This window comes from Frankia alni ACN14a, assembly GCF_000058485.1.
Lineage (GTDB): Bacteria > Actinomycetota > Actinomycetes > Frankiales > Frankiaceae > Frankia > Frankia alni.
This window is the reverse complement of record NC_008278.1, coordinates 1,344,604-1,358,871: the sequence shown is the minus strand read 5'-3', so window position 1 is coordinate 1,358,871 and position 14,268 is coordinate 1,344,604. Positions and strand designations below refer to the sequence as shown.

Sequence of the window (14,268 nt, the reverse complement as noted above, 5' to 3'; positions counted from 1 at the left end):
CGCCCGCACCCCGCCGGACGCCACCCACCGCCCGGGTTCAGACCGCTCGGCGCCGTTGTTTGCGTCGTTCCCGTTCGGACATGCCGCCCCAGATCCCGAACCGCTCGTCGTTCTCCAGGGCGTACTCGAGGCACTCGGCCCGGACCTCGCAGCCCGAACAGATGCGCTTGGCCTCCCGGGTCGAACCACCCTTCTCGGGGAAGAACGCCTCGGGATCGGTCTGCGCGCACAGGGCGCGCTCCTGCCACTCCATCGCCTCGCCGAGCAGGTCACCCAGCCCCAGATCGATCACTGGGGCGAGGGTGTCCGGCAGGTCGACGGCGGGGTCGTCGGCGGCCTCGAGGGCCGGGCCGTCGACGTCGAGATCGTCGACGGCCGGATCGTCGTCGACGTCGGTCTCGCCGCTCGCGCGCACGAGGACGTCGACGTCCGCCCCGGCCCGCGGGCCGGGGGCGAACGGGGTGGCACCGGTACCCAGATCGGGCGAGCCCGACCTGGCCGGTGGGACGCCGGCCGCGGCCAGCGCCGGCCGCGGGCGCGGCTCAGGTGTGGCCTGGGTGGGCCGTTCGGCAAGCACCCGCTCGGAGTGGTCACCGAACGGGTCATGCTCAGCGGGACGCTCGACGTCCGCGAGGACGGTGTGGACGCCCGCGTCGGTGTGCTCCATGGGGACTCCTCCAGACCCGTCGCGGTGCGGTCGGCCACCCCCTGGGCGCCGGCGCGCAGGTGACTGGTTCCACACCGGTCAGGCGACGCACTACCGCACGAACCCCGCCAGCGAGGGGAATGACACGCCGGTAATTACACGCTCCCGAGTCGGTCGCGTCAACCCCACCGGCGCAACATCTTCTACAACCAGCGATGAGACCATAGCTCACAGTCACTGCACACCATCGCCGAGGGTCCAGGCGGCCTTCCGATCAGTAACTGTGTGCAATCGGTCCGACGGCGATGACCGCATTATGCCGCCCGAAGCTAACGGACATAAAGGGCCTAAACGGGCAGTGACGCAATCAGACAAGCGTCTTAAACCTATACCGGCCCGGCATCGCCATCGGCCAAGCCGGCCCTCGCGACTACTTAGAGTAGTTTCTGATGGCGCCGACTTGGCGGGTGTCAGGACACCACCGGCAGCATGGTCCGGACGGGGCCGCCTCGGGCAGCGTGAAAGCGCTCGTCCGGCACCCGCCCATACGTCGTCGTCCGTTGCCGAGCGGGACGACCCGCCCCGGCGGCCACCTCCTCCAACTCGGCCACGGATCGCCGCGAACCGTGCTGGGAGCCGGCCATCCGGCTGATCGTCTCCTCCATCAACGTCCCGCCGATGTCGTTCACCCCGCCGGCGAGCACCGAGCGGCAGCCGTCGACGCCGAGCTTCACCCAGGAGCACTGGATGTTGTCGATCGCGCCGTGCAGCAGGATCCGCGCCATCGCGTGCACCGCCCGGTTCTCCTGCACCGTGGGGCCCGGCCGGGCCACGCCGGCCAGGTAGATCGGCGAGCTGTGGTGGACGAACGGCAGCGCGACGAACTCGGTGAAGCCGCCCGTGGAGTCCTGGATGCGGCGCAGCAGCCGCAGGTGCGCGACCCAGTGCGCCGGGGTGTCCACGTGGCCGTACATCATCGTGGCCGTCGAGCGCAGGCCCACCCGGTGCGCGGTGCTGACCACCTCGACCCAGCTCGCCGTGGGCAGCTTGCCCTTGGTCAGCACCCAGCGGACCTCGTCGTCGAGGATCTCCGCCGCCGTGCCCGGGATCGAGTCGACGCCGGCCTCTCGCGCCGCCACCAGCCAGTCCTCGACGGACATCCCCGTCCGGGTGACCCCGTTGAGCACCTCCATCGGGGAGTACGCGTGCAGGTGCAGCCCCGGGGCCGCCCGCTTGATCTCGCGGGCGAGCTCGAAGTAGGCGGTGCCGGGCAGGTCCGGGTGGATGCCGCCCTGCACGCAGACCTCGGTGGCGCCGACCGACCACGCCTCGGCGGCCCGGCTGCCCACCTCCGACAGCGACAGCGTGTACGCGTCCGCGTCCCCGCGGCGCTGCGCGAACGCGCAGAACCGGCAGCCGGTGTAGCAGACGTTCGTGAAGTTGATGTTGCGATTGACGATGTAGGTGACGTCGTCGCCCACCACGTCGCGGCGCAGCCCGTCCGCGAGCGAGCAGAGCTCCTCCAGCGCCACCCCCTCGGCCCCGAACAGGGTCAGGGCCTCGGCGTCGGTGATCCCGGCCGGATCGGTGCCGGCGCGGCGCAACGCGGCCCGCACGTCGGAGTCGATCCGCTCCGGCGCGCCGGCCTGGCCGCCGCCGGCGCCGGCGGCGGCCAGGCCGGCGGCCCGGGCCGCGACGGCGCGGCTGCCGGTGCCCACGACGCCGTCGACTCCCGTGCCGGCCGCGCTGACCTCCGCCCGCAGCGACTCCCAGTCGCCGTAGACGGTGTCGAAGTCGGCCCGGGTGGCGCTGTGGCGTCCGACGGTGTCGACCGCGGTGTGCAGGTCGACGCGGCCGGTGTCACCGAGACCGCCGTCGGGCTCCTGCCAGGGCCGTCCGACGGGCCGGGCGCCCTCGGCGAGCAGCCCGTCCGGGCCGGCCAGCGCGCGCACATGGCCGGCGAGGCGCGGATCGATCCACGGCTCGTCCAGGTGCGACGGGTACACCGTGAGCCGGGGGCGCAGCGCGAAGCCGGCCCGGGCCGTCGCCTCGCGCAGCACGTCCAGATCCGGCCAGGGACGCTCGGGGTTGACATGGTCCGGGGTGACGGGCGAGACGCCGCCCCAGTCGTCGATGCCGGCGGCCAGCAGCAGGGCGCACTCGGCCGGGTCGACGAGGTTCGGCGGGGCCTGCACCCGCATCGTCGGGCCGAGCACGAGCCGGGTCACGGCGACGGCCGCGGCCAGCTCCTCGGCGCCGACGTCGGGCGCGGAACGCATCGCGGTGTCGTCCTTGGCCCGGAAGTTCTGAACGATCACTTCCTGGATGGAGCCGTACCGGCGGGCCAGCCCCCGCAGCTCGAAGATCGTCTCGGCGCGCTCGGCCCGGGTCTCGCCGATGCCGAGCAGCAGGCCGGTGGTGAAGGGGATCGACAGCCGGCCGGCGTCGGTGAGCACCCGCAGCCGGACCGCCGGCTCCTTGTCGGGCGAGCCGAAGTGCGCGCCGCCCGGCTGCGACCACAGCCGGGTCGCCGTCGTCTCCAGCATCATCCCCATCGACGGGGCGACGGGCTTGAGACGGGCCAGCTCAGCCCAGCTCAGCACGCCCGGGTTCAGGTGCGGCAGCAGCCCGGTCTCCTCCAGCACGGCGATCGCGACGGCGCGCAGGTAGCCCAGCGTCGAGTCGTAGCCGTGGGCGTCGAGCCACTCCCGGGCCGCGGGCCAGCGGTCCTCGGGCCGATCGCCCAGGGTGAACAGCGCCTCGGCGCAGCCGGCCGCCGCGCCCGCCCGGGCGATGTCGAGCACCTCGTCGACGGTGAGGTACGGCGCAGGCAGCCGGTGGGGCACGGTGGCGAACGTGCAGTAATGGCAGCGGTCCCGGCACAGCCGGGTCAGCGGGATGAACACCTTCGGCGAATACGTGACGACACCCGGACGGCCGAGGGAGGCCAGGCCCGCGTCGCGCACCCGGCCCGCCGACGCGCTCAGATCGGCGAGATCCTCGCCGCGGGCGGCCAACAGGACCGCCGCCTCCACGGCATCGAGGGTGGCGCCGTCGCGGGCCCGCCGCAGCGCCCGGCGCATCGCCGACGCGGACGGCACGGCGTCGGCGCCCGGCGACGGCTGGGGCACGTCGGCGCCCGGCGACGGCTGGGGCAGGCCCGGGTCGTGGCCGGGCTCGGCCGCCTGGCCGCCCACGCCGTCGGGAGTCGCCGCCGTACTGGTCATTGCTTCCTCTGGCTCTCCGGTGGCGCCGGGTCGGCCGACGCCCGGTGGGTCGACGGGCCCGGCCCGTCACCACCGGTGTCGAAGGGACACGGGGTTGCGGACAATCAGCAGAAGCGACGACACCACAGCGGAGCCGGAACCTGGGGCACCTCGGGGATGGAGTCGCGGGGGGCGGGGGCGGATCCGGGGGCGGACCCCCGGTCGCCGGCAGCGGGGGGATGTCGGCGGCTCGGGGAGCCCGCGCGGATCATGGGTTCGTACGGATCACGGAGTTGCGCGGATCAGGGCTTGAGGATCAGGGCTTGAGGATCAGGGCGTGGCGCGGCCGGCGGCCCGCCAGCCGGTGCCCGGCCGGCGCAGCCGGTCGAGCGTGCCGATCAGCATGTTGGTCCGGCTGCGGGCGGCGAGGACGTCGGTCTCGGCCTGGGCTCGGCGGTGCGGTTGGTCGGCCCGGCCGGCGGCGGGGGGCTCGGCGGCCATCGCCGCGGATCGCCGCATCTGCGCCCGGCGGGCGGCGACGACCTGGGGGGCACGCGCCCCCGCAAGCGCACGGTTGAGGGAGGCGGACAGGGCTTCGAGGCTCTTGGTGGTCCTGACGTCGGACATAACGGTCCTTCCAGCGACGTGGAGAGCTCACGTTCACTCTCACAGCTCTCTCTAACCGGAATCAAGAGAAACCGGGTGAGGGACGACACATCCCGGGTGGCGCCCTGGCGCGGCGGCGGGATGACGATCCGGTCATCCCCGGACGACCGCCCGGTTATCCGCGAAGCGCCCCCACGGCAGGACCCCTGACCTGCCCGGACACCCTCCGACTGAACGAGGGCGGACCGCCGGCGCACCCAAAATGTGAGGTACACCACTCGCCGTGTGCCGACGTTTACACCGGGAGCCGGCTGGGTATCGCACGCGGGCGACGTGTGCTTCCATACGAATCACTCCTCCCCCGGAGCCGAAGTCGTTACGCTGATCAGGTGCCCCGAAACCGCCAGGAGGTTCCCCGCGAGGAACGGATCGACGCGCTGCTCGCCGTCGCCGAGGAACAGTTCCTGGCCCGCGGTTTCGCCGGGACGTCCATCGCGGAGATCGCCCGGTCCGCCGGGATCGAGCCCGGGTCCGTCTACTGGTACTTCCGGTCGAAGGACCACGCGTTCGCGGCCGTGCTCAACCGCCTGCTCGACGTCGAGGTGGAACGGATCGCGGGCCTGCCCGGAAACCCGGCGGACAAGCTCTTCCTCGCCCTCGACTCGGTGGAACGCCGGCGCACGCTGCATCCGTGCGTCGCCGAGCGCGCTCCGCACGCCGAGCCGGTGATGGAGTACCACGAGCGGCTGCACGCCTGGCTGCACGGCCTCTCCCTGGCCGCGGTGCACGACTACGTCCCCGAGGCCGACCGGGCGTTGGCCGCGGACGCGGTCGTCGCCACGATCGAGGGCGGCCTGGCCAACCCCGCGCCCAGCCGGCCGACCAGCCATCTCGTGCACTTCCTGCTGGCCTCGTTCTGCCGGGACACCTCGCTGCCCGCCCGGCCGGAGTTCAACGGCTGGGTCGCGCCGCTGTTCGCCCGCCCCCGGCTCGGCTGACCCGTCCCGACCGGCCGGTGACCCACCCGGCGGGCGTCGGTGCCAGGATCGCTTGATGTGAGAGTGACAGCCCTGGCCGGCGGGATCGGCGGCGCCCGTTTCCTGCGTGGCGTGCTTGCGGCGCTGCCCGACGCCGAGGTGACGGTGATCGGCAACACCGGCGACGACATCACCCTGCACGGCCTGCGCATCTGCCCCGACCTCGACACGGTGATGTACACCCTCGGCGGCGGGATCTCCGCCGAACGGGGGTGGGGTCGGGAGGGCGAGTCGTTCGTCGTGGCCGAGGAGCTCGCCGCCTACGGGGTCGGACCGGCCTGGTTCGGGCTCGGTGACCGCGACCTTGCCACCCACCTGGTGCGCACCGAGATGCTCGACGCCGGCTACCCCCTGTCGGACGTGGTGCGGGCGCTGTGTGAGCGCTGGAAGCCCGGGGTGCGGTTGCTGCCGATGACGGACGACCGCGTGGAGACCCACGTGGTCATCGCCGACGAGGACGGCCAGCGGGCCGTGCACTTCCAGGAATGGTGGCTGCGGCTGCGCGCCGCCGTGCCGGCCCAGGCGATCGTGCCGCTGCGGGCCGAGACGGCGAAGCCGGCGCCGGGGGTGCTCGACGCCATCGGCGAGGCCGACGTCGTGCTGCTCCCACCCTCGAACCCGGTCGTCTCGATCGGCACGATCCTCGCCGTGCCGGGCATCCGGGACGCCGTGCGGGAGACCGCGGCGCCGGTGGTCGGGGTCTCGCCGATCATCGGCGGGGCGGCGGTGCGCGGGATGGCCGACGCCTGCCTGACCGCCATCGGCGTGGAGACGTCCGCGCAGGCCGTGGGGGTGCACTACGGGGGCCGCGGGCGCGCGGCGGCGACACCCGCGCAGGCCGGCGCCGGGTCGGTGGAGGGCCCGGCCGGGACGGCGGAAGGACTCGCCGGGACGGCGGAAGGACTCGCCGGGACGGCGGAGGGACTCGCCGCAGCGGCGGCGGGGCTGCTCGACGGCTGGCTGGTCGACACGGTCGACGCCGGTGCGGTCGTGCCCGGGGCGACCGTGCTCGCGCGGCCCCTGCTGATGACCGACCTGGCAGCGACGGTGGCGATCGTCCGCTCGGCGCTGGAGGTTGCCGGTGTCTGAGCCGTCGCCGGTGTCTGAGCCGTCGCCGGTGTCTGAGCCGTCGCAGGTGTCTGAGCGGCGGCCGCCCAGCGGGACGCTGACGGTGTTCGGGCTGACCGGAATCGGGGAGATCCGGCCGGGGGACGATCTCGCCGCCGCCGTGGCCGCGGCGGCGGCCGCAACCGGGCGGCCGCTCGCCGACGGCGACGTCCTCGTCGTCACCTCGAAGATCGTGTCCAAGGCCGAGGGACGGCTGATCGCCGCGGCCGGCGATCGGGAGGCCGCCCGGCAGGCCGCGATCGACGCCGAATCGGTCCGCGAGGTGGCCCGCCGCGGACCGACCCGGATCGTCGAGACGCATCACGGCTTCGTCCTGGCGAGTGCCGGGGTCGACGCGTCGAACATCGCCAAGGACTCCCTCGCCCTGCTCCCGGTGGATCCGGACGCCAGCGCCGCCCGGCTGCGGGCCGGCGTCGCCGCGCTGCTCGGCGTGGACGTGGCGGTCGTCGTCACCGACACCGCGGGACGGCCGTGGCGGCGCGGCCTGACCGACATGGCCATCGGCGTCGCCGGCATGGCCGCGCTGCGCAGCCACATCGGCGACGTCGACGGGTACGGCAACGAGCTGGGCATGACCGAGGTCGCCGAGGCCGACGAGCTGGCGGCCGCGGCCGACCTGGTCAAGGGCAAGCTCGGCGCCACCCCGGTGGCGGTCGTGCGCGGCTACGGCCGGCTGCCCGACGACGGGACGGGGGCGCGCTCGCTGCTGCGGCCCAGCGGCGAGGACATGTTCCGCCTCGGTTCGCTGGAGGCACGGCGGGCGGCGCTGAGCGAGCGGCGCACGGTGCGCGAGTTCAGCGCCGCCCCGGTCGACCCGGCCGCGGTCGAGCGGGCCGTCGCAGCAGCCCTGACCGCCCCGGCCCCGCACCACACCACCCCGTGGCGCTTCGTACTCGTCACCGAGCGCCGGGCCGAGCTGCTCGCCGCGATGGCCGCCGCCTGGGCCGAGGACCTGCGCCGCGACGGGTTCGACGAGGCCGCGGTGGACCGGCGGCTGCGGCGCGGGGACGTGCTGCGCCGGGCCCCCCTGCTCGTCGTTCCGGTCATGGTCCTCGACGGGGCGCATCCCTACCCCGACGCCCGCCGGGCCGCCGCCGAGGAGCGGATGTTCACCGTCGCCGTCGGCGCCGGGGTGCAGAACCTGCTGGTGGCGCTCGCCACCGAGGGGCTCGGCTCCTGCTGGGTCTCCTCGACGCTGTTCTGCGCCGAGGTGGTCGGGGCGGTGCTCGACCTGCCGGCCGGCTGGGTGCCGATGGGCGCGGTGGGCGTCGGGCACGCCGCCGCGCCGCCCACCCCGCGCGCCCCCCGCGACCCGGAGCCGTTCCTCCTGCGCCGGTGATCTCCCCGCACCGCGAGCATCCGCTACGCCCGGTTACCGGGCTGAACGTGGGGGTATGGAGGTGACGCAGCGCGCCGTAACCGGGCGGTCCGGGTGTCCGTCGGCGGGTCGAACGCATCCTGCCCGTCAGTTCTGACCTGACACTTCGTAGGATCAGATTTCGTGGGGAAGAAGAGCGCCGAGCGCAACGTCCGGCTCGAACAGTTGCGCCGCGAGCAGAAGCGCGCCGAACGTCGTCGCGCGCTGCTCATCTATGGCACGTCCGGGTTCGTCGTGGTGCTGCTCCTGGTCGGGATCATCATCTACAGCGTCGCCGACACCCACTCGAAGAACAAGACGCGTGAGGTCGGCTACGTGGCGGCGGCCTCCACGGCCGCGGCGGCGGCCGGCTGCACCGGCACCGTCAACGACGCCTCCCAGGGCTCGACGCACATCAGCACGGCGGTGAGCTACAAGGCGTCGCCGCCGTCCTCGGGCAGCCACAACCCGGACCCGCTGCCCGACGGCATCGCGTTCTACAACCCGGCGTCGGGCATCCCGGTCGAGCGCGCCGTGCACAATCTCGAACACGGCTTCATCGTCGGGTGGTACGACAAGAGCCTGCCGGCCGCTCAGGTCGAGAAGCTGCGGTCGCTGGCCGCCAACGCCGGCCCGCGGTTCATCGGCGTCCCCTGGACCCGGTCCACGTTCCCGGACGGCAAGCACTTCGTCCTGACCGCCTGGGACCGCACCCAGCGCTGCACCACCGTCTCCGAGGCCGTCATCAAGGACTTCGTCGCCAAGCACGCCAACCCGGATCCGGCCGGGGCCACCTGGGACTCGCCGACCGCCCCCGAGTCGGGCGCGCAGGGCGGCACCCTCGACGTGTCGGCCGACGGCCCGCTGACCGCCCCGGCCGGCGCGAGCGCCGCCACGCCCACCCCGGGCGGGGGCACCATGTCGCTGTCCCCCACCAGCCCGACGCCCGCCCCCTGACCGACGCCCGCCCCCTGACCGACGCCCGCCCCCTGACCGAGGCCCGCGCCCCGGGCCCGGCTCAGGCGGCGGAGCCGGTGCGGATCGGCATCAGCAGGTAGCGGAATGCTCCCTCGTCCACGGGCCCGCCGCCGGGACCGCGGACCCCGCCGCTGTCCTTGCCGGTGAGCACGGCCGGCCGGGCGGTGGCCTCGGCCGGGTCGGCAGCCACGAACCCGATGGTCGCCTCGTCGTCCTCCACCGCCCCGAGCCCGTCCAGCAGGTACGACGGGTTGAACAGCACGGACAGCTCGGGCCCGGAGTACTCGACGGGGATCGTCTCGCTGGCCTGGGCACCGCTGCCGTCGCCGGCCTCCGCGACGACCTGGTCCCGGGTGAAGGTGAAACGCAGCGGCGCGGTCCGGGTCGCGACCACGGCTACCCGGCGGACCGCGGCGGCGAGCGCGGCGGTCTGCGCGGTGACCGTGTACGCGGCCGTCTCGGGCAGGAGCTTGCGGTAGTTGGGGAACGTGCCGTCGATGAGCCGGACGATGGTCTGCCGCCCGGCCGCGGCCAGGCCCAGCCGGGCACCCGCCGGGTCGGCGAGGTCGAGCCCGATCACGATCCGGGAGGCCGAGGTCGGCGTGCGGGCCACCTCGGCGAGCACTTTCGCCGGCACGTGGGCCAGGGCCCAGGGATCATCGACGGTCGGCTGCCAGGGGATGGCGCGCACCGCCAGCCGGTAGCGGTCGGTGGCCGCGAGGATCAGGCCGTGCCCGGAGATCTCCAGCCGGACCGCGGTCAGCACCGGCACCGTCTCGTCCCGACCGGCCGCCGGGGCGACCTGGCCGACCGCCGCGGCGAACCCGAGGGTGTTCACCTCGCCGATGGGGGCGGGAAAACGCGGCAGCTCGGGATAGTCGGCGAGATCCATCAGCGGGACGGTGAAGCGCACGCTGCCGCAGCGCAGCACCAGCCGGTCGCCGTCGACGGCGACCTCGACCGTCGTCGCGGGCAGGCTGTGCACGATGTCCGCCAGCAGCCGCCCGGGCACCAGAACCCGGCCCGGCTCCTCGACCGCCGCCGCCACCGGCGCCCGCACGGCCACCTCGGAGTCGAAGGCGCAGACGAGCAGGCCGGCGCCCGGCTGCGGGCCAGCCGCCGGCGCCGCCGCCTCGAGCAGCAGGCCCGTCAGCGCGCTCGGGGTCAGCCCCGGCCGGCTCGGGAGATGCCGGGCGGCCCAGCCGGTCGCGTCGGCGAACACGTCGCGTTCCACGCTGAACCTCATGGGGCCGATTGTCCCCGCCAACGGCCGAAAATCGCCGCATTCACCGATCGGTGTTCGCCTTCGCCCGACTGGCGGCGCGCGGCACGCCCGCCGCCGGGTCGGTGTCGCCGCCGGCGGTCACCACCCAGCTCATCTGTAGGCACAGCCGGCCGTCGTCGCCGTCGGCGCTGACCGCCACGGCCACCGTCCCGCCCGGCCGGGGCGCGGCGGCGGGGGCTGGCGGGCCGGTGATCGCGCGTGCCCAGTCCGGCGGGATCGCCGTGCCCGCCGCGGTGAGCGTCAGGCTGCCTCCGGTGGCGTCGCAGATCAGGGTGAGCAGCGCCCGAGGGCCCGGGATCGCCTGGAGCACCCGCGGAAGCAGCGCCTCGATCCCGGCGCGCACGGACGCCGGGGCCACCCGCAGATCCCCGGCGACCTGGGCGTCGATGCGGACGCCCCGGGACTCCGCATCGAACAGCGCCGCCGCCAGGTCACCGAGGGCAGCGGCATGGCTGGCGACGAGGGTACGGCGGATCATGGCGGCGAACCGCCGGCACCGCTCGCGCACCGCCGGGTCACGCGGGTCGAGCAGGCCGTCGCGTACCGCCGCGAGCAGCGGCAGGACCTCACCTTCGATCATGGCGAGCGCCCGCGCCCGGTCCGTCCGGATCCGGACCTCGGCCTCCCGGCCGGCCGCGAGGCGGGCCTCCCGCCCGAGCGCCCGGGCCGCCGCGTCCGCCGAACGGCGCAGCACCGGACCGCCCATCGCCGCCATGATCTGCAACGCCGCCAGCGCGTTGAGCGCCGAGAGAAGCTGGGCGAACGGCAACGGCCCCGGCACGCCACCGAACACGGCGACGCCGGTGAGCGTGGCGGCCGCACACCCCAGGGCGGCGATCCACTCGACCGCCGGCCGGGACACCGTGACCTGCATGAGCAGCAGCGGCAACACCAGCACCGGCCAGGCCGCGACCCGACTCGCCCCCGGATCGGCGGTGCCGACCAGCGCGGCGGTGGCGACCGTCACCGCGAGCCCGCACGCCACCAGGCCGAGGGACTCGAGCCGGGTGGCCGCCCGGCGGCGCATCCGCCGCGTCACCACGACGACCGCGGCACCGAGTAGCAACCACAGCCCGATCGCGGCCGGCGACGTGCGCAGCCCGCCAGGCAGCACGAGCAGCACCGGCCCGGTGAACGGGTACCAGATCACGGCCGCGACGGCCACGGCGCGGCGCAGGCTGGCGGTGTAGACGCCGCGCAGCTCCTCGGCGGACGCCAGGCCCGGCCCCGCCTCGCCGGCATCCGTGAACGCCCGAGCCGGCACCTCCCCGGCCGCCCGAGCCGGCACCTCGTTGGACGACCGGGCGGAGCGGCCATCGGGCGACCGGGCTGCGAGTTCATCGGGCGGACGGGCGGACCGGGCCCCGGGCAGCCGGGCGGACGGGGCCCGGGGCAGCCAGGCGAGCGGGGCCCGGCGGACAGAGGCCGACCGGGGGCGTCCCGGTGGCCCTCCCGCGGCGCGCGGCTCGGCGGCTGACGCGGTCCGCGCCCAGGTCAGCAGGACCCGGGTGCCGCGGCCGGGGGCGGCGGACAGCCGGACGTGGCCGCCGACCTCGACGAGCCGGGCCTGCACCGAGCGGCTCAGCCCGAGCCGGTCCACGGGCACGGCGGCCGGGTCGAAACCCCGCCCCTCGTCGCGCACCATCACCCCGACCGCTGTCGGGGTGCGGTGCACCGTGACCCAGGCCTGGCCGGTGCCGGCGTGCCGGCGGACGTTGGACAGCAGCTCGGCGGTCGCGGCGGCCAGCGCGGCCGCCACCTCGGCCGGCAGGTCCGGCCCACTGGCGGTGCCCGGAAGCGGCGAGCCGGGCATGCCGACGGTGCCGGTCCGGCCGAGCCGCACCCGCAGCCCGCGCAGCCGGGCGGCGTCGGCGACGGCGTCGAGCCGCGCGTCGAGGCTGCGGGTGGCCGCGCCGGCCGGGCCGTCGAGCAGCCCCTGCACGGCGGCGATGGCGTCCTCGGCCTGGGTCCGAGCGAGCCGCGCGTCGTCGCCACCGCCCCAGGCGATGCCGGCAAGGGTGTTGAGCACGGTGTCGTGCAGGACGCGTTCCCGCTCCCGCTCCGCCCGGGCACGGGCCACGGCGACCGTCTCGGCCCGCTCATGGTCCGCCGCCGCGCGCAGCCGGCCGTCGGCTCTTCCCGCGGTCGCCCGCAGCCGCCCCACCCCGAACCGGACGAGCAGGGACAGGAAGGTGACGAGCAGGACGGAGACGGCGACCCGGCGGTAGGCGCCGCCGGGATCCGAGGCCGCGCCCGCCGCCGTGGACGCCGCCCAGCCCGCGCCGGTGGGCATGGCCGCGGCGAGCCGATCGGCCACGCCCACCCCGCCGACCAGGGCGGCGCACAGCACGATCAGGACGACGGCGAACCTCCGCCGGCCGGTCATCGCGCCCGCGACCAGGGCGGCGTGGGCGCAGCCGAGGTAGACCCAGGTTCCCGCGCCGCCGACGGACACCGCCGGAACGGCGGCGCCGGCGGCGAGCGCCCCGGCCGCACCCGCGCCGACGTTGCCGAGGACGAGCCCGGGGCCGAGCCCGCGGCGAAGGCTCAGCGCCACGTAGCCGAGCCCCCAGGCGAGCTCCAGCACCGCGGCGGCGAGCCCCAGCGGGTGCCCGCCGTACCAGGACCACCAGACCGCCAGGTACAGCGCCGTGGTGAGCAGGCTCAGCACCCGCAGCACGGCGAAGGTGCGCACGACGACGGCGGTGAGCGCGTCCGATGCGCTGAGTGAGGCGCCGAGTGAGGCGCTGACCGGCACGGACATCAGTCTGGCCCGTCGAGTCAGGACCCATCCGACGATCGGCCGCAATAATCGGCCGGGATCGCCCGGATCAGGTGCGGTCGGAGCTGAACCGGACCGCGCCGGCGGTGAGGACCGCGCCCGGGAACACCCGCGCCCCGGCCCGCAGCTCGTTGCCCCGCTCGATGACGGCGCCGTCGCCGACGACCACGCCGTCGAGCACGACGCCGGGGCCGATGACGGCTTCGCGGCCGATCACGCTGTCCCGCACGGTGGCTCCCGACTCGACGACCGCACCGTCGAAGAGCACGGCGCCGTCGACCGCGGCGCCCGCGCCCACCCGGGCGCGCGCCCCCACGGTGGCGCCGCCGCCGATCTTGGCGTCGGCGGCCACGACGGCTCCGGCCAGGACCAGGCAGTCCCCGACCGGTCCGGGCAGCGCCGAGGAGGCCATGCGGCCGGTCACCAGGTCGCGGCTGCCCTGGACGAACGCCGCCGGCGTGCCGAGGTCGAGCCAGTAGGTGCTGTCCGGGTAGCCCATGACCGGCGTGCCGGCGGCCAGCAGGGCGGGGAAGGTCTCCCGCTCGACCGACACCGGCCGGCCCACGGCGATGCTGTCGATCACCGAGCGACGGAACACGTAGCAGCCGGCGTTGATCAGGTTGGTGGGCGGGTCGGGCGTCTTCTCCAGGAACTCGGTGACGCGACCGTCGGCGTCCACCGGCACCACGCCGAAGGCCCGCGGATCGGACACCTCGGTCAGGTGCAGGGTGACCGCCGCGTCCGCCGCGGCGTGCCGGCGGATCAGGGCCTGGATGTCCAGGCCGGACAGGATGTCACCGTTGAAGATCACGACCGGGTCGTCCGGGCCGCCGCGCAGCCTCCCCGCGACGTTGCGGATGGCGCCACCCGTGCCCAGCGGCTCCGTCTCGGTCACGTACTCCAGCTCGAGGCCGTGGGCGGACCCGTCCCCGAAGTACTCCTCGAAGACCTCCGCGCGGTAGGAGGTGGCGAGCACCACCCGATCAATCCCGGCGTCACGCGCCCGGGCCAGCATGTGCGCGGTGACCGGCACCCCTGCGACCGGCAACATCGGCTTGGGGGCCGACATCGTGAGTGGTCGTAGACGGGTCCCCTGACCGCCGACAAGCATCACTGCGTCCATGGACAGTCAGTGTCGCAGGGCATGGGGTAGCCCTTGGAGACGGATGGGCAGCGGGACCACTACCCGAACGTGCCGCCATGGGCCCGATACTTTCTGTTTAGCCCACCGTCACCGCGCGCG

Annotated in this window: 10 protein-coding genes; 4 read left to right on the top strand and 6 right to left on the bottom strand. The window is 75.0% G+C overall.

Annotation, left to right across the window (positions count from 1 at the left end):
- Window positions 1–37: 37 nt before the first annotated feature.
- From FRAAL_RS36010 to FRAAL_RS05520, 3 genes are all read right to left on the bottom strand, one after another.
- On the bottom strand, window positions 38–667 hold the full coding sequence (locus FRAAL_RS36010; protein WP_041938886.1) for a WhiB family transcriptional regulator: 630 nt from the start codon (window positions 665–667) through the stop codon (window positions 38–40).
- Window positions 668–1,116: 449 nt separating this feature from the next.
- Window positions 1,117–3,873: a bifunctional FO biosynthesis protein CofGH gene (locus FRAAL_RS05525; RefSeq protein WP_011602464.1), complete on the bottom strand. Its 2,757-nt coding sequence runs from the start codon at window positions 3,871–3,873 to the stop codon at window positions 1,117–1,119.
- Window positions 3,874–4,182: 309 nt separating this feature from the next.
- Entirely contained in the window at window positions 4,183–4,479 is a 297-nt protein-coding gene (locus FRAAL_RS05520; protein WP_011602463.1) for a hypothetical protein, read from the bottom strand.
- A 368-nt stretch (window positions 4,480–4,847) separates the two neighbouring features.
- Between FRAAL_RS05520 and FRAAL_RS05515 the strand changes: the two genes are divergently transcribed.
- The 4 genes from FRAAL_RS05515 to FRAAL_RS05500 all read left to right on the top strand — a co-directional run bounded on the left by FRAAL_RS05515 (window position 4,848) and on the right by FRAAL_RS05500 (window position 8,937).
- On the top strand, window positions 4,848–5,456 hold the full coding sequence (locus FRAAL_RS05515) for a TetR/AcrR family transcriptional regulator (RefSeq protein WP_011602462.1): 609 nt from the start codon (window positions 4,848–4,850) through the stop codon (window positions 5,454–5,456).
- Window positions 5,457–5,513: 57 nt separating this feature from the next.
- Window positions 5,514–6,584 carry a 2-phospho-L-lactate transferase gene (gene cofD / locus FRAAL_RS05510; RefSeq protein WP_041938885.1) on the top strand — a complete coding sequence of 357 codons (1,071 nt, stop codon included), beginning with the start codon at window positions 5,514–5,516 and terminating at the stop codon, window positions 6,582–6,584.
- 46 nt (window positions 6,585–6,630) lie between these two features.
- On the top strand, window positions 6,631–7,962 hold the full coding sequence (locus tag FRAAL_RS05505) for a coenzyme F420-0:L-glutamate ligase (protein WP_083866980.1): 1,332 nt from the start codon (window positions 6,631–6,633) through the stop codon (window positions 7,960–7,962).
- Between the two features lie 162 nt (window positions 7,963–8,124).
- On the top strand, window positions 8,125–8,937 hold the full coding sequence (locus FRAAL_RS05500) for a thioredoxin-like domain-containing protein (protein ID WP_011602459.1): 813 nt from the start codon (window positions 8,125–8,127) through the stop codon (window positions 8,935–8,937).
- Between the two features lie 61 nt (window positions 8,938–8,998).
- Here FRAAL_RS05500 and dnaN read toward each other — a convergent pair whose 3' ends face one another.
- From dnaN to manB, 3 genes are all read right to left on the bottom strand, one after another.
- Window positions 8,999–10,204 (bottom strand): DNA polymerase III subunit beta, encoded by a 1,206-nt coding sequence (dnaN, locus tag FRAAL_RS05495; protein WP_041938884.1) that lies wholly within the window; start codon window positions 10,202–10,204, stop codon window positions 8,999–9,001.
- Window positions 10,205–10,244: 40 nt separating this feature from the next.
- Complete coding sequence (locus FRAAL_RS05490; protein WP_050997015.1) at window positions 10,245–13,007, bottom strand: sensor histidine kinase; 2,763 nt, start codon at window positions 13,005–13,007, stop codon at window positions 10,245–10,247.
- 67 nt (window positions 13,008–13,074) lie between these two features.
- Window positions 13,075–14,136: a mannose-1-phosphate guanylyltransferase gene (gene manB / locus FRAAL_RS05485; protein WP_505474304.1), complete on the bottom strand. Its 1,062-nt coding sequence runs from the start codon at window positions 14,134–14,136 to the stop codon at window positions 13,075–13,077.
- Window positions 14,137–14,268 lie beyond the last annotated feature (132 nt).

Excerpts from the sequence above, each read along its gene's own strand:
- FRAAL_RS05490 (WP_050997015.1), bottom strand. The coding sequence starts at position 13,007 with ATGTCCGTGCCGGTCAGCGCCTCACTCGGCGCCTCACTCAGCGCATCG.
- manB (WP_505474304.1), bottom strand. The coding sequence starts at position 14,136 with ATGCTTGTCGGCGGTCAGGGGACCCGTCTACGACCACTCACGATGTCG.
- FRAAL_RS36010 (WP_041938886.1), bottom strand. The coding sequence starts at position 667 with ATGGAGCACACCGACGCGGGCGTCCACACCGTCCTCGCGGACGTCGAG.
- FRAAL_RS05520 (WP_011602463.1), bottom strand. The coding sequence starts at position 4,479 with ATGTCCGACGTCAGGACCACCAAGAGCCTCGAAGCCCTGTCCGCCTCC.
- dnaN (WP_041938884.1), bottom strand. The coding sequence starts at position 10,204 with ATGAGGTTCAGCGTGGAACGCGACGTGTTCGCCGACGCGACCGGCTGG.
- FRAAL_RS05525 (WP_011602464.1), bottom strand. The coding sequence starts at position 3,873 with ATGACCAGTACGGCGGCGACTCCCGACGGCGTGGGCGGCCAGGCGGCC.